Source organism: Sphingopyxis sp. PET50, assembly GCF_025244705.1.
Classification (GTDB): Bacteria; Pseudomonadota; Alphaproteobacteria; order Sphingomonadales; family Sphingomonadaceae; genus Sphingopyxis.
In genome coordinates this window covers 3394396-3411729 of record NZ_CP104207.1, presented here as the reverse complement: position 1 = coordinate 3411729, position 17334 = coordinate 3394396, and the positions used below count along the sequence as shown (strand labels likewise).

General features: G+C 68.6%; 14 protein-coding genes, 1 tRNA gene and 4 pseudogenes. 11 read left to right on the top strand and 8 right to left on the bottom strand.

The window, feature by feature from the left end:
• Positions 1 to 14: 14 nt before the first annotated feature.
• The gene (locus N0A20_RS20310) at positions 15 to 275 is read right to left on the bottom strand and encodes a hypothetical protein (protein ID WP_312846563.1); all 261 of its coding nucleotides are present in this window, start codon (positions 273 to 275) and stop codon (positions 15 to 17) included.
• Here N0A20_RS20310 and N0A20_RS20305 point away from each other — a divergent pair.
• Together N0A20_RS20305 and N0A20_RS20300 are read left to right on the top strand one after the other, a co-directional pair.
• Positions 160 to 543: pseudogene (locus tag N0A20_RS20305) on the top strand (TolC family protein); the annotation flags it as partial. The gene N0A20_RS20310 and the pseudogene N0A20_RS20305 sit on opposite strands and share 116 nt — an antisense overlap.
• 91 nt (positions 544 to 634) lie before the next feature.
• The gene (locus N0A20_RS20300; protein WP_312846562.1) at positions 635 to 1375 is read left to right on the top strand and encodes a TolC family protein; all 741 of its coding nucleotides are present in this window, start codon (positions 635 to 637) and stop codon (positions 1373 to 1375) included.
• A gap of 278 nt (positions 1376 to 1653) precedes the next feature.
• Here the strand turns inward: N0A20_RS20300 and N0A20_RS18025 are convergent, their stop codons facing one another.
• Complete coding sequence (locus tag N0A20_RS18025; RefSeq protein ID WP_260581685.1) at positions 1654 to 2622, bottom strand: NAD(P)H-dependent flavin oxidoreductase; 969 nt, start codon at positions 2620 to 2622, stop codon at positions 1654 to 1656.
• 359 nt (positions 2623 to 2981) lie between these two features.
• On the opposite strand from N0A20_RS18025, the pseudogene N0A20_RS18020 reads away from it, so the two are divergent.
• A pseudogene (locus N0A20_RS18020) lies at positions 2982 to 4310 on the top strand (N-acyl-D-amino-acid deacylase family protein); the annotation flags it as partial.
• A gap of 145 nt (positions 4311 to 4455) precedes the next feature.
• Here N0A20_RS18020 and N0A20_RS18015 read toward each other — a convergent pair.
• Positions 4456 to 4532, bottom strand: a tRNA-Arg gene (locus tag N0A20_RS18015).
• Positions 4533 to 4664: 132 nt separating this feature from the next.
• Here N0A20_RS18015 and N0A20_RS18010 point away from each other — a divergent pair.
• Entirely contained in the window at positions 4665 to 5699 is a 1035-nt protein-coding gene (locus N0A20_RS18010) for a putative sulfate exporter family transporter (protein WP_260583949.1), read from the top strand.
• 55 nt (positions 5700 to 5754) lie between these two features.
• On the opposite strand, the gene N0A20_RS18005 is transcribed toward N0A20_RS18010, so the two are convergent.
• Together N0A20_RS18005 and N0A20_RS18000 are read right to left on the bottom strand one after the other, a co-directional pair.
• Positions 5755 to 6231: a hypothetical protein gene (locus N0A20_RS18005; RefSeq protein WP_260581684.1), complete on the bottom strand. Its 477-nt coding sequence runs from the start codon at positions 6229 to 6231 to the stop codon at positions 5755 to 5757.
• Positions 6232 to 6463: 232 nt separating this feature from the next.
• A pseudogene (locus N0A20_RS18000) lies at positions 6464 to 6520 on the bottom strand (MJ0042-type zinc finger domain-containing protein); the annotation flags it as partial.
• 169 nt (positions 6521 to 6689) lie between these two features.
• On the opposite strand from N0A20_RS18000, the gene ftsE reads away from it, so the two are divergent.
• The 4 genes from ftsE (at position 6690) to N0A20_RS17980 (ending at position 9719) form a co-directional block, all read left to right on the top strand.
• The gene (gene ftsE / locus N0A20_RS17995) at positions 6690 to 7421 is read left to right on the top strand and encodes a cell division ATP-binding protein FtsE (RefSeq protein ID WP_260581683.1); all 732 of its coding nucleotides are present in this window, start codon (positions 6690 to 6692) and stop codon (positions 7419 to 7421) included.
• A gap of 122 nt (positions 7422 to 7543) precedes the next feature.
• Positions 7544 to 8464 carry a cell division protein FtsX gene (locus tag N0A20_RS17990; RefSeq protein ID WP_260581682.1) on the top strand — a complete coding sequence of 307 codons (921 nt, stop codon included), beginning with the start codon at positions 7544 to 7546 and terminating at the stop codon, positions 8462 to 8464.
• The gene (locus N0A20_RS17985) at positions 8461 to 8991 is read left to right on the top strand and encodes a YdcF family protein (RefSeq protein ID WP_260581681.1); all 531 of its coding nucleotides are present in this window, start codon (positions 8461 to 8463) and stop codon (positions 8989 to 8991) included. Before N0A20_RS17990 ends, N0A20_RS17985 begins: the two co-directional genes overlap by 4 nt.
• Positions 8991 to 9719: a 1-acyl-sn-glycerol-3-phosphate acyltransferase gene (locus tag N0A20_RS17980; RefSeq protein WP_260581680.1), complete on the top strand. Its 729-nt coding sequence runs from the start codon at positions 8991 to 8993 to the stop codon at positions 9717 to 9719. The genes N0A20_RS17985 and N0A20_RS17980 overlap by 1 nt, the downstream gene beginning before the upstream one ends.
• Positions 9720 to 9812: 93 nt before the next feature.
• On the opposite strand, the gene N0A20_RS17975 is transcribed toward N0A20_RS17980, so the two are convergent.
• Positions 9813 to 10727, bottom strand: coding sequence for a prephenate/arogenate dehydrogenase family protein (locus tag N0A20_RS17975; protein ID WP_260581679.1), 915 nt, complete (start codon positions 10725 to 10727; stop codon positions 9813 to 9815).
• Positions 10727 to 11842: a histidinol-phosphate transaminase gene (gene hisC, locus N0A20_RS17970; RefSeq protein WP_260581678.1), complete on the bottom strand. Its 1116-nt coding sequence runs from the start codon at positions 11840 to 11842 to the stop codon at positions 10727 to 10729. The genes N0A20_RS17975 and hisC overlap by 1 nt, the downstream gene beginning before the upstream one ends.
• A gap of 295 nt (positions 11843 to 12137) precedes the next feature.
• On the opposite strand from hisC, the gene N0A20_RS17965 reads away from it, so the two are divergent.
• Positions 12138 to 13259 carry a homoserine O-acetyltransferase gene (locus N0A20_RS17965; RefSeq protein ID WP_260581677.1) on the top strand — a complete coding sequence of 374 codons (1122 nt, stop codon included), beginning with the start codon at positions 12138 to 12140 and terminating at the stop codon, positions 13257 to 13259.
• The gene (gene metW / locus N0A20_RS17960) at positions 13259 to 13846 is read left to right on the top strand and encodes a methionine biosynthesis protein MetW (RefSeq protein WP_260581676.1); all 588 of its coding nucleotides are present in this window, start codon (positions 13259 to 13261) and stop codon (positions 13844 to 13846) included. The genes N0A20_RS17965 and metW overlap by 1 nt, the downstream gene beginning before the upstream one ends.
• Positions 13847 to 13886: 40 nt before the next feature.
• Here the strand turns inward: metW and N0A20_RS17955 are convergent, their stop codons facing one another.
• Positions 13887 to 14522, bottom strand: a complete 636-nt coding sequence (locus N0A20_RS17955; RefSeq protein ID WP_260581675.1) for a TetR/AcrR family transcriptional regulator — start codon at positions 14520 to 14522, stop codon at positions 13887 to 13889.
• 209 nt (positions 14523 to 14731) lie between these two features.
• Here N0A20_RS17955 and N0A20_RS17950 point away from each other — a divergent pair.
• Positions 14732 to 17093 (top strand): annotated as a pseudogene (locus N0A20_RS17950) (TonB-dependent receptor).
• The last annotated feature ends 241 nt before the right edge of the window (positions 17094 to 17334 follow it).

Below are 17334 nucleotides of genomic sequence, written 5' to 3'. Positions count from 1 at the left end.
ACCGTCGGCCCCGCCTATGTCTCGCCGGTCCCCGCCGCGCCGTCGCAGGCGCCCTTTCTCGAAGCGGGCAAGTCGCCCGCCTTTTCGGGCGAGCAGCCGCCGGGCGCGTGGTGGAGCCTGTTCGGCGACCCCTTGCTCGACGACCTGGTGAAGCAGGCGCTGACCGCGAACACCGACCTGCGCGTCGCCGCCGCCAATCTGGCGCAGGCGCGCGCGGTGCTGCGCGAATCGCGCGCCGGACGGCTGCCGACGACGACGGTGGGCGCCGGCGGCACCTATGCGCGCCAGCCGCTCACCAGGGCGAGCGCCGATATTCCGGGTGCGCGCGCGTTCGAGGGCGAAACCTATGACGTCGGGCTCGACGTCGGCTATCAGCTCGACCTGTTCGGCCGCGTCGAAAGCGCGATCCGCGCCGCCCGCGCCGATGCCGAAGCGGTGCAGGCGGCGTTCGACCTCACCCGCATCACCGTCGCCGCCGAAACGACGCGCGCCTATGCCGACACCTGTTCCTATAACCGCCAGATCGCGGTCGCCGAGGAAACGCTGCGCATCCAGGAGGCGACCTTCGACCTCACGCGCCAGGCTGTTCGAGGGCGGGCGCGCGACGCGGCTCGAAACCGGGCAGGCGGGGGCCTTGCTCGAACAGACGCGCGCGACGATCCCGACGCTGACCGCGCAGCGCGCGGCGGCGCTCTATCGCCTCGCCGTGCTCACCGGCAAGCCGCCGGCCGAGGCGCCGCAGGCGGTGCTCGCCTGTCAGGCGCCGCCCGAACTCGCCCGCCCGATCCCGGTCGGCGACGGCGCGGCGCTGCTCGCGCGGCGCCCCGACATCCGCCGCGCCGAGCGCCAGCTCGCTGCCGCCGCGGCGCGGGTCAATGTCGCGACCGCCGACCTCTATCCCAGCATCAGCCTCGGCGGCTCGGTCGGCACGACCGCGAGCGCGATCGGGGGACTCGGCACCTCGGACAGCTTCCGCTTCTCGCTCGGCCCGCTCATCTCGTGGAGCTTCCCCAATATGGAGGTCGCGCGGTCGCGGCTGAAACAGGCCGAGGCCGGCGCCGACGCCGCGCTCGCGACCTTCGACGGCACCTGGCTCACCGCGTTGCAGGAAAGCGAAAGCGCGCTCGCCAATTATGCGGGCGAGCTCGACCGGCTGGCGGCGCTGCGCCGCGCGGCGGGCGAAGCCGGCGAGGCGGCACGCATCGCGCGGCTGCGCTATCAGGCGGGGCGCGAGAATTTCCAGGTCGTGCTCGACGCCGAACGCTCGCTCGCGGCGATCAACGCGAGCATCGCCCAGTCGGAACAGGCGCGCGCGACGAATCTGGTGGCGCTGTTCCTCGCGCTGGGGGGCGGGTGGCAGGAACCGGCGGCTTAGGGCGGCGTGCGTTAAATATGAACCGTTCGCCCTGAGCTTGTCGAAGGGCCGTTCTTTCTTTCAGCGTCGAAGAGAAGGGCGGTGCTTCGACAAGCTCAGCACGAACGGGTTTGGGTAATGATGCAGATTTAACGCACGCCGGTCTAAAAACACCGTGCCCCTGCGAAGGCAGGGGCCCATCATGTGCCGGATCGGCTTGGAACGACCGGCTGTGGAGACGGAGGGCCCAGGAGATGGGCCCCTGCCTTCGCAGGGGCACAGCTTGCTTGTCCTTTCGGCTAACCCGCGATTTTCGCGCGGACCGCCTCCGCCTGCGCCATGATGTTCGCCACCAGCTCGGCGCAGGTCGGGATGTCGTGGATCAGCGCCTGGCTCTGGCCGCTGGTCCAGATGCCGCCGTCGACATCGCCATCGCGCAGCACATTCTCGCGCCCGCGCACGCCCGCCATCAGATGCTTGACGTCGTCGAAGGTCTTGGCCGGGTCGCGCTGGATCTCCGCCACCTCGACCGACACCGCATTCTTCGCGACGCGCGCGGTGTTGCGCAGCGTGCGGCCGACGAGGACGGTGTCGAGTTCGCTGGCATCGACGATGCGCTGCTTCACATTCTGGTGGATCTGCGCCTCGACCGTCGCGCAGAAGCGCGTGCCCATGTTGACCGCATCGGCGCCGAGCGCGAGCGCGGCGATCAGGCTGCGCCCGTCGGCCATGCCGCCCGAGGCGACGATCGGGGTGTCGGGCAGGGCATCGACCGTCGCGGGCAGCAGCACGACCAGCCCGACATCGTCCTCGCCGGGATGCCCCGCGCATTCGAAGCCGTCGATGCTGATCATGTCGACGCCCTTGTTCACCGCCGACACCGAATGGCGGACCGAGGTGCATTTGTGGATCACCGTGACGCCCGCCTCCTTGAACCGGGGCAGGTGATCGGTCGGCGCGCGGCCCGCGGTCTCGACGATCGTGATCCCGCTCGCGATGATCGCCTCGCGATATTCGTCATAGGGGATGGGGTTGATCGACGGCAGCAGGGTCAGGTTCACACCGAAGGGCTTGTCGGTCAGCTTGCGCGTCGCCTCGATCTCGTCGAAGAGCGCCTGGCCGGTCGGATACATATGCGCGGTGATGAAACCGAGCGCCCCGGCGTTGGCGACCGCGGCGACGAGCGGACCGTAACCGACGCCGGTCATGCCGCCCATCAGGATCGGGGTCTCGATGCCGAATTTCTCGGTGATGCGCGTCTTGATCAAGGCTTCCTCCCGTCGTTTGTCGCGACGGCCTTGGCGCGGCGGCGGCCCGCGATCAAGCCGGTAAATGCGATAGGCAAGCGCATCGCGCTCGGGCAGGATGCGGCATCGGCCGGACAGCGGGAGACGAAGGATGACGGGGAAGCAGCGGTTCGGACGATCGCTCCTGCTGGCCGCAGGCTGGCTCGCGCTGCCGCGCGGCGAGCGCCGAACCCGCCTATGACATCGTCATTCGCGGCGGCACCCTCTACGACGGATCGGGCGCAGCGCCGGTCACCGGCGACGTGGCGATCGAGGACGACCGCATCGTCGCGGTCGGCACCGTCGCGGGCAAGGGCCGCAGCGAAATCTCCGCCGCCGGCATGGCGGTCGCGCCGGGCTTCATCAACATGCTGAGCTGGGCCACCGAATCGCTGATCGCCGACCCGCGCAGCCAGAGCGACATAAGGCAGGGCGTGACGCTCGAGGTGATGGGCGAGGGCTGGTCGATGGGGCCGATGAACGCCGAAATGAAGCGGCAGGAAACCGAGCGGCAGGGCGACATCAAATATAGGATCGAATGGACCAGCCTCGGCGACTATCTCGGCTGGCTGGAAAAGCGCGGCGTCGCCACCAATGTCGCGAGCTTCGTCGGCGCCGCGACGGTGCGCGTCCACGAACTGGGCGAAGGCGATGTCGACCCGGCCCCCGAACAGCTCGCGCGGATGCGGGCGCTGGTGCGGCAGGCGATGGACGAGGGCGCGCTCGGCGTCGGCAGCTCGCTGATCTACGCCCCCGGTTCCTATGCCGAGACCGGCGAGCTGGTGGCGCTGACCAGCGAAGCGGCGCGGTGCGGCGGCCTGTACATCAGCCACATGCGTTCGGAGGGCGACCGGCTGGAGGAAGCGGTCGACGAACTGATCGAGATTTCGCGCCGCTCGGGCGCGCCGGCCGAAATCTATCACCTCAAGATGGCGGGCCGCGACAATTGGGGCAAGCTCGACGCGGTCGTCGGGAAGATCGAGGCGGCGCGGGCGGCGGGGCAGCGCATCACCGCCGACATGTACACCTACACCGCCGGCGCCACCGGGCTCGACGCCGCGATGCCGACTTGGGTGCAGGCGGGCGGGCTCGAGGCGTGGATCGAGCGGCTGAAGGACCCCGCGACCCGCAAGCGCGTCGCCGCCGAAATGCGCAAACCCGGCAGCGATTGGGAAAATCTCTACATCGGCGCGGGCGCCGACAAGATGATCCTCACCGGCTTCAAGAGCGAGAAACTGAAACCGCTCACCGGCAGGACGCTCGCGGAGGTCGCGGCGATGCGCGGCAAGAGCCCCGAGGAAACCGCGATGGACCTGGTGATCGAGGACGGCTCGCGCGTCGGCACCGTCTATTTCCTGATGTCCGAGGATAATGTGCGGAAGCAGGTGCAATTGCCGTGGATGAGCTTCGGCTCCGACGCCGCGTCGCAATCGGCCGAGGGGGTGTTCCTGAAATCGGGCGCCCACCCGCGCACCTACGGCAATTTCGCGCGGCTGCTCGGCCGCTATGTCCGCGACGAGAAGCTGATCCCGCTCGAACAGGCGGTGTACCGGCTGACGATGCTCCCCGCGACCAACCTCGGCATCGCGGAACGCGGCGCGCTGAAGCCCGGCTATTATGCCGATGTCGTGATCTTCGACCCGGCGGCGATCGCCGACCGCGCAACCTTCGAAAATCCGCACCAATATGCGACCGGCGTCCGCGACGTCTTCGTCAACGGCGCCGCGGTGCTCAAGGACGGCGAACCGACCGGCGCCACCCCCGGCCCGCGCGGTGCGCGGGGCGGGCTATGGAAAATGCCGCTGAGAGGGAAAATGGCGCACCCGAAGGGATTCGAACCCCTGGCCTCTGCCTTCGGAGGGCAGCGCTCTATCCAGCTGAGCTACGGGTGCCGGTAGAGCGCGGCCTCTAGCAAGCATGCGGGCCGCCAGCAATGGCCTATCGACGCTGCGGCGACGATGTGCGAAGCGGAGCGCCGTGCGCATGGGGAAGCAGGCGTGAAGGCATCCGAATACGACTGGCCGATGGCCGCCGATCTGTACGGCGAGATGCAGCTCGAGGCGGATCCGCCGGCGCGGCACGGCTGGCGCGACTATCTGCCCGGCGTGCTCGTCACCGGCATCGCGGCGCTCGCCGCCGCCTGGCTCGCCGACCATTATGCCGCGCCGATCGTCCTGATGGGGCTGCTGATCGGGCTGGCGCTCAGCTTCCTGTCGCAGGACAGGCGCACCCACGCCGGGCTCGACCTGATGTCGCAGACCGCGCTGCGCGCCGGCATCGTGCTTGTCGGGGCGCGGATCACCGCCGGACAGCTCGTCGACCTCGGGCCCTTGCCCTTCGCGATGCTGGTGCTGATCATGCTCGCGGTCATCGCGGTCACCGTCGCCAGCGCCGGGCTGTTCCGGCAGGACCGCCACGCGGCGCTGCTCGCGGGCGGAGCGACCGCGATCTGCGGCGCGTCCGCCGCGCTCGCGCTCTGGTCGCTGATCGGCGACCGCCGCGTCGATCAGGCGCGCTTCACGCTGACGCTCGTCGGCATCACCGTCGCGAGCGCGCTCGCGATGACGCTCTACCCCGTCCTCGCCGCGCAGCTCGGGCTGACCGACGCGCAGGCGGGGTTCCTGATCGGCGCGTCGATCCACGACGTCGCGCAGGCGATCGGCGGCGGCTTTTCCTTCTCGGCGCCCGCGGGCGAGGTCGCGACGATCGTCAAGCTGACCCGCGTCGCGCTGCTCGCGCCGATGCTGATGCTCGTCGGGCTGTGGCTGGCGAAGGGCGAGGGCGGGACCGGCACGACGCGCATCCCGCTGCGACTGCCCTGGTTCATCCTCGGCTTTCTCGCGCTTGCGGCGATCAACTCCTTCGTCGCGATCCCGCCGCCGGTCACCGCCGCCGCCGCCAAACTTGCGCAGGCGCTGCTGCTGCTCGCGATCGTCGCGACCGCGATGAAGGCGCGGCTGCACCTGCTGCTCGATCAGGGCTGGCGCAGCTTCGCGCCGATCATCGTCGCGACGGTGACGAGTTTCCTGCTGTCGCTGGGAGCGGCGCTGCTGTTGTGACGGCGTGACGTCGCGGCAGCAAAGCTCCTCCCCTGAAGGGGAGGGCGAATATCGTTCATCCTTTCGGCAGCGCCCAGCTCACCGTCAGCTGCGTCGCGCGGCGCGGGATGTCGAGCTTGGCCTCGCTGAAATTGACCTTCTCGTTCGGCGGCAGTGTCCGCACCGGCGGCTTGATCGTCCAGCTGTAGACGATCGTCCCCTGCGCATCGCGCAGTTCGGCGAGGATCGGCGGCACGCGCTGTTCGCGGTCGGTCGGGTTGATGATGACGCCCGAGGCGGCGAAATAGATGGTGCCGTCGGCCAGTTCGCGATGATCCTGGTTCGGCGGCAGTTCGATGACGAGGTCGGGCTCGTCGTTCATTCCCGGAATGCCCAGCCCCTGCGCCCAGCCCGGCAGGCCGAACCAATAGAGGCCGGCGGTCGCCGCGATCATCAGCACCGCGGCGGCGGCGGCGATCATCGTCAGCCGTTTCGCCGGATTGCGGCGCGGGCGGCGGTGCGGCAGCGGCGCGTCGCTTTCGGTGACCGTCACCTTTTGTTCGGCCGGCTGGCGCGGCAAAGGCCGCAGGCGGCGGCGTTTCGGCGGTTTCGCGCGCGACCGGTTCGGGTCGCGGCGGCGGAGGGGGCGGAGCGGGCGGCGTTTCCGGAGCCTTCTGCTCCACGCCCGGCGCGGTTTCGGTCAGCGTCAGCTCGCCCGCCGCGGCGGGTTCCTGAAACCAGCTGTGGCGGCAATTGGCGCAGCGTACGGTACGCCCGTTGGCACCGATCGCCGTATCGGGAACGACGTAGCGGGTGTGGCAGGCGGGGCAGGCAAGGATCATGACCCCCTCTAAACACGGCGATTCGCGCGTGGCAAGCGCCGCGTCGCCCCGCCCGGCCCACTCGCCGCTTGTCCTTGTGGAGAAGCCGTGCGACAGGCGGGCGCATGGGCGCCGACGCTGCACCTTTGCCACGGCTTTTCGGGGGCGCGCGCCGCGCCGCGGTGACGCCATGACGGATAGCGCCGGTCCGCGTCCCGGCGGCGCGATGGTCGAGTTCGACCGCGTCGGGCTGCGCTATGGGCCCGATGCCGAAGTGCTCGCCGACATCAGCTTCAACCTCCAGCCCGGCAGCTTCTATTTCCTCACCGGCCCGTCGGGGGCGGGCAAGACCTCGCTGCTCAAGATGCTCTATCTCGCGCAGCGGCCGAGCCGCGGGCTGGTGCGCCTGTTCGGCGAGGATCTGGTCAGCATGCCGCGCCACCGCCTGCCCGGCTTTCGCCGCCGCATCGGGGTCGTGTTCCAGGACTTCCGGCTGATCCCGCACCTGTCGGCGCGCGACAATATCGCGCTCCCCTTGCGCATCGCCGGGGTCAGCGAGGAGGATCTGGCGGGCCCGGTCGGCGAGATGCTGAGCTGGATCGGGCTCGACGACCGCGCCCACGCCTTTCCGCCGACGCTGTCGGGCGGCGAACAGCAGCGCGTCGCGATCGCGCGCGCGGTGATCGCGCGCCCGCAACTGCTCGTCGCCGACGAACCCACCGGCAACGTCGACCCGGAGATGGCGATGCGCCTCCTTGGCCTGTTCGAGGCGCTCAACCGGCTCGGCACCACCGTAGTGGTCGCGACGCACGACATCCATCTGATCAGCCGCATCGACAATGCGCAGATGATGCGGCTCGAAAAAGGCCGCCTCGCCGACCCGACCGGCGCGCTGCGCTATCCGCCGGCGAACAGGGTCTAGCGGATGGCCGGTTTTGCAGGAAATGCCGGTGCGACGCCCATAAATAGGGACAGTCCCTATTTAATTGGCGGAACAACCGAGGGCGCTCTGCTCTGCGGATTAAATGGGGACTGTCCCTATTTATGGGCCATCTCCCGATGATCATCCCGCGCGTCCCCGTCCAGCACCGCCGCCTGCTCCCCGACCGCCGCCTGTCGGGGCCGACGCCGTGGGTGATCGCGATCTTGATGATGCTGACCCTGCTCGCCGCCGCCGCCGGCATCGGGCTGGCGCGCGCCGCGAACAATATCGGCGACGCGATCGCCGGGCGGGTGACGGTGCAGATCGTCACCGCCAATCCGGTGACGCGCGCCGAACAGGCCGCCGCGCTCACCCGCCGCGCCGGCGCCGCACCCTACGTGCGCGGCGCGCGCCAGGTCGGGCAGGACGAACTGCTCGCGACGCTCGGCCAGTGGCTCGGCAGCGCGGGCGGCGACGACCCGGTGCTGCGTTCGCTGCCTTTGCCCGCGCTGGTCGACGTCGATTTCGTCGGCGGCGAGCGCGCGGGCCAGCTTGCCCAGCTTCGCGCGCTGGTCGCCGAGGTCGCGCCGGGCGCGCGCGTCATCCCGCACGCCGAATGGCTGGGCCCGGTCGCGCGGCTGATCCGCAGCCTCGCCTGGGTTGCGGGCGCGCTCGTGCTGCTGATGACGCTCGCCAGCGCGGCGGTGGTCATCATGACCGCGCGCGCCGCGCTCGGCACCCATTATGCGACGATCGAGATGCTGCACCTGATCGGCGCCACCGACCGCCAGATCACCCGCCTGTTCCAGCGCCGCATCGCGATCGACACCGCCTACGGCATCGCGCTCGGCAGCGTCGTCGCGGCGGCGATCATGCTGCTGATCGGCTGGCAATGGTCGGGGGTCACATCGGGACTCGCCGCGACCGCCTCGCTCGGCGCCGCGGGCTGGCTGCTCTTGCTGGCGCTGCCGCTATTGGCTATCGCGCTCGCAGCCCTGACCGCGCGGTTGACCCTGCTCGCCGCGCTCAAGAAGATTCTATGATCAAGCGCCTCCTCTCCCTCCTGTTCCTGGCCTGGGTGCTGGGCTTCGCCTGGTTCGCGCTGCTGCCGCCGCTGCCCGCCGGCGACCAGAAGACCGACGCGATCGTCGTGCTGACCGGCGGGCCGGGGCGCATCGACCGCGCGCTCGAACGGCTCGAGGCGGGCGATGCCAAGCGCCTGCTCATCAGCGGCGTCGCGCGCGAGGTGAAGCCCAAGGAACTCGCCGCCGAGTACAAGCGCCCCGAGGAACTGTTCGATTGCTGCATCGCGCTGGGGTTCGAGGCCGAGGATACCCGCTCGAACGCGACCGAGGTCGCGACCTGGGTTGCGCGGCGCAACTACAAGAGCGTGCGGCTGATCACCACCGACTGGCACATGCGCCGCGCCGAATATGAACTCGGCCGCGCGGTCGGCGACAAGGTGACGATCGTCCCCGACGCGGTGCACAGCGAACCGAGCTTCGCGACGCTGTTCCGCGAATATCACAAATATCTGGCGGGGCTGGCGGGCGGCCTGCTGGGGCTTTGATGCGCTACACCGTCGCCCTGTTCCGTTCGATCCTCTTCTGGCTGCTCTTCGTCCTGATGAGCAGCTTCAGCTCGATCGGCGCGGTGATCGCGCTGCCGGTCTCGCACAAGGCGACGATCTGGTTCGTGCGCATCTGGGCGCAGTTCCACCGGCTGATCTGCCGCTTCGTGCTCGGCCACCGGATCGTCGTCGAGGGCCAGATGCCCGACACGCCGGTGCTGTACGTCTTCAAGCATGAGGGCGCGTTCGAGACGATCGAGCAGCCGATGCTGTTCCGGCATCCCGCGGTCTTCGCCAAGGAGCAATTGTTCAACATTCCCGTCTGGGGCCAGGCGGCGCGTTTCTATGGCCTGATCCCGGTCGATCGCGACGGCGGGAGCAAGGCGATGCGCGCGATGCTGGGCGCCGCCAGGGCCGCGCTCGCCGCCGGGCGCCCGCTGGTGCTGTTCGCCGAGGGGACGCGCGTGCCGCATGGCAAGGCGCCGCCGCTGCGCGCGGGCTTCGCCGGCGTCTATCGCATGCTCGGGGTGCCGGTGATCCCGGTCGCGGTGAACAGCGGCCTGGCCTATCCGCCGCGACGCTGGGTCAAATGGCCGGGCACGATCACCTACAGGGTCGGCGAAACCGTCCCCGCCGGCCTGCCGCGCGAGGAAGCGGAGGAGCGCGTGTGGCGCGCGATCAATGCGCTGAACCCGCCCGAAGCGTTGCTGGAAGGCCGACCCGATTGAAGAAGATCGTCGCCCCCGCAAAGGCGGGGGCCGTTATCGGGGTGGCGCAAGGTTGCCAGCGGCCCCCGCCTTCGCGGGGGCGACGAATCGCCCCTAATGCTTCCGCCCGAAATCGGGCGCGGCATCGTCCTGGCCCTGTTCGATGATCGAGCGCCGGATCGCCCGCGTGCGCGTGAACCAGTCCTCGAGCTTCGCGCCGTCGCCGCGGCGGATCGCCTGCTGCAGGACGGTCAGATCCTCGTTGAACCGCTGCAAGGTCGCGAGCACCGCATCGCGGTTCGCGAGGAAGACGTCGCGCCACATCACCGGGTCGCTCGCCGCGATGCGGGTGAAGTCGCGGAAACCGCCCGCCGAATATTTGATCACCTCGCTCTCGGTGACCTCTTCGAGTTCGCTCGCGGTGCCGACGATCGTATAGGCGATGAGGTGCGGCAGATGGCTCGTCACCGCGAGCACCATATCGTGATGCGCGGCGTCCATGACGTCGACCCTGGCGCCGAGCGCCTCCCAGAAGCCCGTCAGCGCGGCCACCGCCTCGGCCTGTGCATCGGCACCCGGCGTGACGATGCACCAGCGTCCCGCGAACAGGCTGGCGAAGCCCGCCGCCGGGCCGCTGTTCTCGGTCCCCGCGACCGGGTGCGCCGGAATGACGGCATGACCGGGCAGCGCCTTCGCCAGCGCCTCGGCAACGCTCGTCTTCGACGATCCGACGTCCGAAATGATCGCATCGGACTTCAGCCCCGGCGCGAGCGCTGCGGCGGCATCGGCCATCCGCCCGACAGGCACCGCCAGAATCACCAGATCGGCATCGGCAACCGCTTCGGCCGGGTCGTCGATGATGGCATCGCACAGCCCCAATGCGCGCGCCTCTTCGCGCACCGCATCGCTGGCGTCATGGCCGGTCACCGTCACGGCGGGCAGCCTTTCGGCGATGGCGCGCGCGATCGACGAGCCGATCAGGCCCAGGCCGACGATCGCGACCCTTTCGATGCTTGACGTTTCGGGCATCAGCCTTCGACCGCGGCGCGGATGGCGGCCGCGAGGCCGCGCGTCTCGTCTTCGGTGCCGATCGTCATGCGCAGCGCATGGGGCAGCCCCTGTCCCGGCAGCCAGCGCACGATATAGCCCGCGTCCATCAGCCGGTTGTAGACGGTCTCGGCGCTGACCGCGCCCTCGAACAGCACAAGCAGGAAATTGCATGCCGACGGCACGACGCGCAGGCCGTGGTTGCCGAGGCCCTCGATCTCGCCCGCGAGCCAGGCGCGCCATTTGGCATTATGGTCGCGGCTGCGCGTCACGAACTCCTCGTCGCCGAGCGCCGCGACCGCCGCCGCCTGCCCGGCGCGGGTGACGTTGAAAGGCAGGCGGATGCGGTGCAGCGCCGAAATCACCTCGGCACTCGCATAGCCCCAGCCGATCCGCTCGGCGGCGAGGCCGTGGATCTTCGAGAAGGTGCGCGTGACGAAGACATTGGGCTGCGTCTTCGCGAGTTCGAGCCCGCCGTCGTCCTCTTCTTCCGACAGATATTCGCTATAGGCCTGGTCGATCACGAACAGCACATCCCTGGGCAGGCCCGCGTAGAGCCGCGCCACTTCCTCGCGCGTCGCGAGCGTGCCGGTCGGATTGTTCGGATTGGCGAGATAGACGACGCGCGTCCGCTCGGTCACCGCCGCGAGCAGCGCATCGACGTCGGTCGCATAGTCGCGGTCGTCGGCCTCGACCGGCACCGCGCCCACGCGGCGCGCCGCGATTTCATAAACCGCGAAGCCGTAGCGCACATAGAGAATCTCGTCGCCCGCCCCGGCATAGGTGCCGGCAGCGAGGTGAAGCAGTTCGTCCGACCCGTTGCCGCAGATGACGCGCGCCGGATCGAGCCCGAACTTCGCGGCGATCGCCGCGCGCAGCTCGTTCGAACCCGGATCGGGATAGCGCGACAGCGCGTCGGCCGCGCCCTGCGCCGCCGCAAAGGCCGCCCGCGCCTTTTCGCCCGTGCCGAGCGGATTTTCATTCGCGCTCAGTTTGATGAGCGGGCGTCCGTCGGCCCCCGCCGACTTGCCGGGAACATAGGGAGCGATGCCGCTGATCCACGGCTTGGGGGTGAGGGTCGGGGTCGTGTCGGTCATGCGGCGGCGTTTAGCGTGTGGGCGCGGCGAGTCCAGTTTGTTGACGCGGGCTCGCGCCAAAAGATCGAGGAAGACAAGGTTCACGCGAAGACGCGAAGACGCGAAGGGTTCTTGGCCGAAGGCCACGATCTTCGGCAACGGCGCGATCAAAGCGATCGTCCAGGAAGAGGGCCGCTTCGCGGCGGACACATCCTCTTCGCGCCTTCGCGTCTTCGCGTGAAACAAATCAATACAACTGGCGCGCCGCTACCCATCGTTGACACTCCCCCTGCACCCGCTTAGCCCCGCGCGCATCATGGCGAGCGCGCTCCATCAGATTCAGCACCAGAGCGTGACCATCCCCGCGCCGCTGCCGCTCGACAGCGGCCAGTCGCTGCCGTCGGTGACGATCGCCTGGCAAAGCTATGGCGCGCTCAATGCCGACAGGTCGAACGCGATCCTGCTCTGCCACGCGCTGACCGGCGACCAATATGTCGCGAGCGACCATCCCGCGACGGGCAAGCCCGGCTGGTGGGCGCGCATGGTCGGCCCCGGCAAGCCGATCGACACCGACCGTTTCCACGTCATCTGCGCCAATGTGCTCGGCAGCTGCATGGGGTCGAGCGGGCCAGCGACCCCCGACCCGGTGACCGGCGCCCCGCTCGGCATGGCGTTCCCGGTGATCACCATCGGCGACATGGTGCGCGCGCAGGCGATGCTGCTCGACCATCTCGGCATTGACCGGCTCCACGCGGTGGTCGGCGGCTCGATGGGCGGCATGCAGACGCTCGCCTGGGCGGCGCACTATCCCGAACGCTTGGGCACGGCGCTGGTGATCGCCAGCGCGGCGCGCCATTCGGCGCAGAACATCGCGTTCCACGAGGTCGGGCGGCAGGCGATCATGGCCGACCCCGACTGGCAGGACGGCAATTATTACGACAAGTTCTGCATGCCCACCAAAGGCCTCGCGGTCGCGCGCATGGCGGCGCATATCACCTATCTCTCCGAAGCCGGGCTGACCGAGAAATTCGGCCGCCGGCTGCAGGCGCGCGACATCAAGAGCTTCGGCTTCGACGCCGATTTCCAGATCGAATCCTATCTGCGGCACCAGGGCCTCGCCTTTACCGACCGCTTCGACGCCAACGCCTATCTCTACATCACGCGCGCGATGGATTATTTCGACCTCGCCGAACCGCACGACGGCCGCCTCGCGGGCGCCTTCGCAAAGGCGAAGGATGTGCGCTTCACGCTCGTCAGCTTCGACACCGACTGGCTCTATCCGACCGCCGAATCGCGCCGCATCGTCCAGGCGCTGCAGAGCGTCGGCGCCGCGGCGAGCTTCGTCGAACTGTCGGCGCCCTTCGGCCACGACAGCTTCCTCCTCGACGTCCCCGCGCTCGACCGGATCGTCGCGGGCGCGCTCGGGGCCGGTTTCTGATGGCGCTGCGCCCCGACCTCGCGATCATCGCCGACGCCGTGCCGTCATCGGCGCGCGTGCTCGACGTGGGCTGCGGCGACGGCGAGCTGATGGAGGCGCTGCGCGCCAAGGGCGTCGACGCGCGCGGGCTGGAGATCGACCCGGCGAACGTCACCGCGGCGATCGCGCGCGGCCAGTCGGTGGTGCAGGGCGACGCGAACCGCGACCTCGCCGATTATCCCGATAACGCTTTCGACTATGCGATATTGTCGCAGACGCTACAGACCACCGAGCGGCCCGACCGCGTCGTCGGCGAGTTGCTGCGCATCGCGCCGCGCGCCTTCGTCAGCTTCCCCAATTTCGCGCACTGGCGCGTGCGGCTCGCGCTGCTCTGGGGCGGGCGCATGCCGGTGACGCGGCTGCTCCCCGTCGCCTGGTACGAGACGCCGAACATCCACCATGTCACGGTCAGCGATTTCCGCGACCTGATCGGCGCCAAGGGCATCGGCGTCGAAGCCGCCTGGTATCTGTCGGGCGACAAGCCGACGAGCGACGCCGCCGCGAGCTGGCGGGCGGAACATGCGATCTTCCTGATAGCGCGCGGCTGACCTTTCGTCGGTCGTCCCGGCCTTCGCGGGCGCGGCGCGATCAATCCTTCTTCGCGAGCCCGTTCGCGAGCAGGTCGTTGGCGATGCGCGCAATCTCCTCGATATCGACGCCCTCGTCCCACAGCCCATAGCGCATGCCGAGAAAGACGTTCATGCCGCCGATCGCCCAGGCGTGGACCTCGCCGACGTCGGCACGCAGCTCGCCGCGCGCCGCCCCGGCCTCGAGTCGCTGGCGGACCCGCGCGACGGTGGTTTCATAATGGCGGCGATAGCTGGCGTAATCGACGAATTCGGCCTCGTCGATGATCCGGTAGATTTCCTTGTGCTCGCGCACGAAGCGCAGGAAGGATTCGAGCCCGATGCGTTCGGCGGCGATGCCGTCGGGCGCCGCCTGCACGACCGGGGTCACATAGTCGCGCAATTGCTCGCTCATATAGCGGACCAGCGCCCGGAAGATTTCGTCCTTCGAATCGAAATAGGTATAGAAGCTGCCGAGCGCAGTGCCGGCGCGGCGGGTGATCGCACTGATCGAGGCCTCGTGAAAGCCGCGCTCGCCGAACTCGATCGCCGCGGCGTCGAGCAGCTTGCGCAAGGTCCGCCGCCCGCGCTCGGTCCGCGGGGTCTTGTCGCGCGCGGTGCCGTCGCCGGCCTCCGGTGCTGATCGCGGCTGATCCATCGCTGCCTTTCCATTCCCCCATGCCGTTCGGCCCTGCCCGTGCATCGTGGCTTTTCGGCACCAGTGGCAAGCAAAAAACGACGTCTTCATATTCCAAGTTGAAACTTGGTTCATGTTTCATTATTGGAGGATGCGCGGCTTGGCAAGCACCGGGCCCAAGAAAATCCGCCGGGCGGCGAGGGGCCGCCCGCGACATGGGAGAGACAATCATGCGTCCGTTCGCTCGCCGCTTTCGCCGTGCCGTCTGCGCCACCAGCGCCCTCGGTCTTCTCGCTTTCGCCCCGCCGGTCCTTGCGCAGGAGGAAGGCGCGAGCAGCGACGCCGGGAGCGACGAGATCGTCGTCACCGCGCGCCGCCGCGACGAGCGGCTGATCGACGTGCCGATCGCGGTCACCGCCTATTCGGGCGAAGCGCTCGAAAAGGCCGGCGCGATCGACATCACCGAAATCGGCCAGACCACCCCCAACACCACGCTCGAAGTGTCGCGCGGGTCGAACTCGACGCTGACCGCCTTCATCCGCGGGGTCGGCCAGCAGGATCCGGTGTCGGGGTTCGAACAGGGCGTCGGCCTCTATCTCGACGATGTCTATCTCAACCGCCCGCAGGCCGCGGTGCTCGACATCTACGACGTCGAACGGATCGAGATCCTGCGCGGGCCGCAGGGCACGCTCTATGGCCGCAACACCATCGGCGGCGCGGTCAAATATGTCACCGCGCCGCTGCCGCAGGATTTCTCGCTCAAGATCAAGGGAACCTACGGCACCTATGACCAGGCCGACCTGATCGTCACCGCCAGCGCCCCGATCGGCGACCTGCTCCGCGTCGGCGGCTCGGTCGCGCGTCTGTCGCGCGGCGGCTTCGGCGACAATCTGACCACCGGCCTCGAAAATTACAACAAGGACGTCTGGGCCGGCCGCGGCACGATCGAACTCGGCGGCTATGGCGAACCGGTGCTGATCCGGATCTCGGGCGACTACAGCAAGGACAAGAGCGATCCGCGCGGCGGCCACCGCCTGATCCCCAGCCTCGCGACGAACGCCCCGGTGCTGGACAGCGTCTATGACAGCCGCGGCGCGCTCGTCGATCCGAAGCAGGAGATTGAGGCTTACGGCTTGGCGATGAACGTCACCGCCGAACTCAGCGACACGGTGACGCTGCGGTCGATCAGCGCCTGGCGCAAGGACAAGTCGGCGACCCCGATCGATTTCGACGCCCTGCCCGCGGTCGACGTCGACGTTCCCGGTTTCTATTTCAACGAACAGATCAGCCAGGAATTCCAGCTGCTCTATGAGGGCGACCGGCTCAAGGGCCTGCTCGGCTTCTATTATCTCGACGCGACCGCCGACACCTTGTTCGACGTGCGCATCTTCAACACCTTCGCCGGGCTGACCGCCTTCACCGAGGCCGATGTCGACACCACCACCTTTGCCGTGTTCGGCGACGCGACCTTCGACTTCAGCGACCAGCTCAGCCTGTCGGTCGGCGGCCGCTATACCTGGGACAAGCGCGAAGCGTCGATCCTGCGCCAGAATTACCTCGGCGGCGGCTCGCCGGTGTTCGGCGGGGCCGGCGTGCCCTTCGGCACGCCCGGCACCGATTTCGAGGGCAGCCGCAACTTCAACAAATTCACCCCGCGCGCCTCGCTGACCTTCAAGCCGACCCCCGACCACACGCTCTACGCCAGCTATTCGCAGGGCTTCAAGGGCGGCGGCTTCGACCCGCGCGGCGTCGGCGCCAATGCGCCGACCACCAACCCGGGCGGGATTCCGAGCGATGCCGAAGTCGCCGCCTTCCTGAGCTTCCGCCCCGAAAAGGTCGAAAGCTACGAACTGGGCTACAAGGGCAGCCTGTTCGACGGCGCGGTGAATATCGCGATCGCCGGTTTCTATGCCGATTATACCGACGTCCAGATTCCGGGCTCGGTCGCCTGCTCCGTCGGCGGCCTGCCGAGCTTCTGCGGGATCGTCTCGAACAGCCGGCAAGGCGACCTTCAAGGGCCTCGAATTCGAAGGCCGCGCCCGGCTGGGCGAAGATTTCGCGGCCGCGGGCGACCGGCTGACGCTGTCGACCGCGCTCGGCTATATCGACGCGCAGTACAAGGAATTCATCACCAACATCGTGGTGAACGGGGTCAATACCCCCACCGATGTCGCGCAATTCCGCGAGGTGCAGAACACGCCCAAATGGACCGCGAGCGGCACGCTGGCCTATCAGGTCCCGATCGGCGACGGCGACATCAGCGCCGCGACGACCTTGTCGTACCGCAGCAAGACCTATCAGTTCGAGATTCCCAACCCCTATATCGACCAGGACGGCTTCGCCTTGTGGGACGCCAGCCTCGTCTACACCGCGCCCGAAGGCCGGTGGAGCCTGGGCGTCTTCGGCAAGAATCTGACCAACAAGCATTACAAGACGTCGGGCTATACCTTCATCAACGTCGATCCGGTCACCGGCGTGCCGGTCATCGGGGGCAACGGCCTGCCGACCTCGGCGCTCGGCACCGAAGGCACGCTGACCGCCTTCTACGGCAATCCGCGCCAGGTCTTCGTGACGGGGACGGTGAAGTTCTGACGCCGGATTTTCGGTAATAGGGGAAAGGGGTGCTGGCGACGGCGCCCCTTTTCTTTGGGCGAGAGGATGACCGGTTCGGGGTGGATAGCGGACATAAAGCCCCTCCCCTTCAGGGGAGGGGTTGGGGTGGGGTCCATCGGCCTTGCGCAAGGCCGATGGACCCCACCCGCTGCGACTAACGAACAAGTTCGTAAGTCTCGCTGCCCTCCCCTGAAGGGGAGGGCCTGATCTATTCCAACGT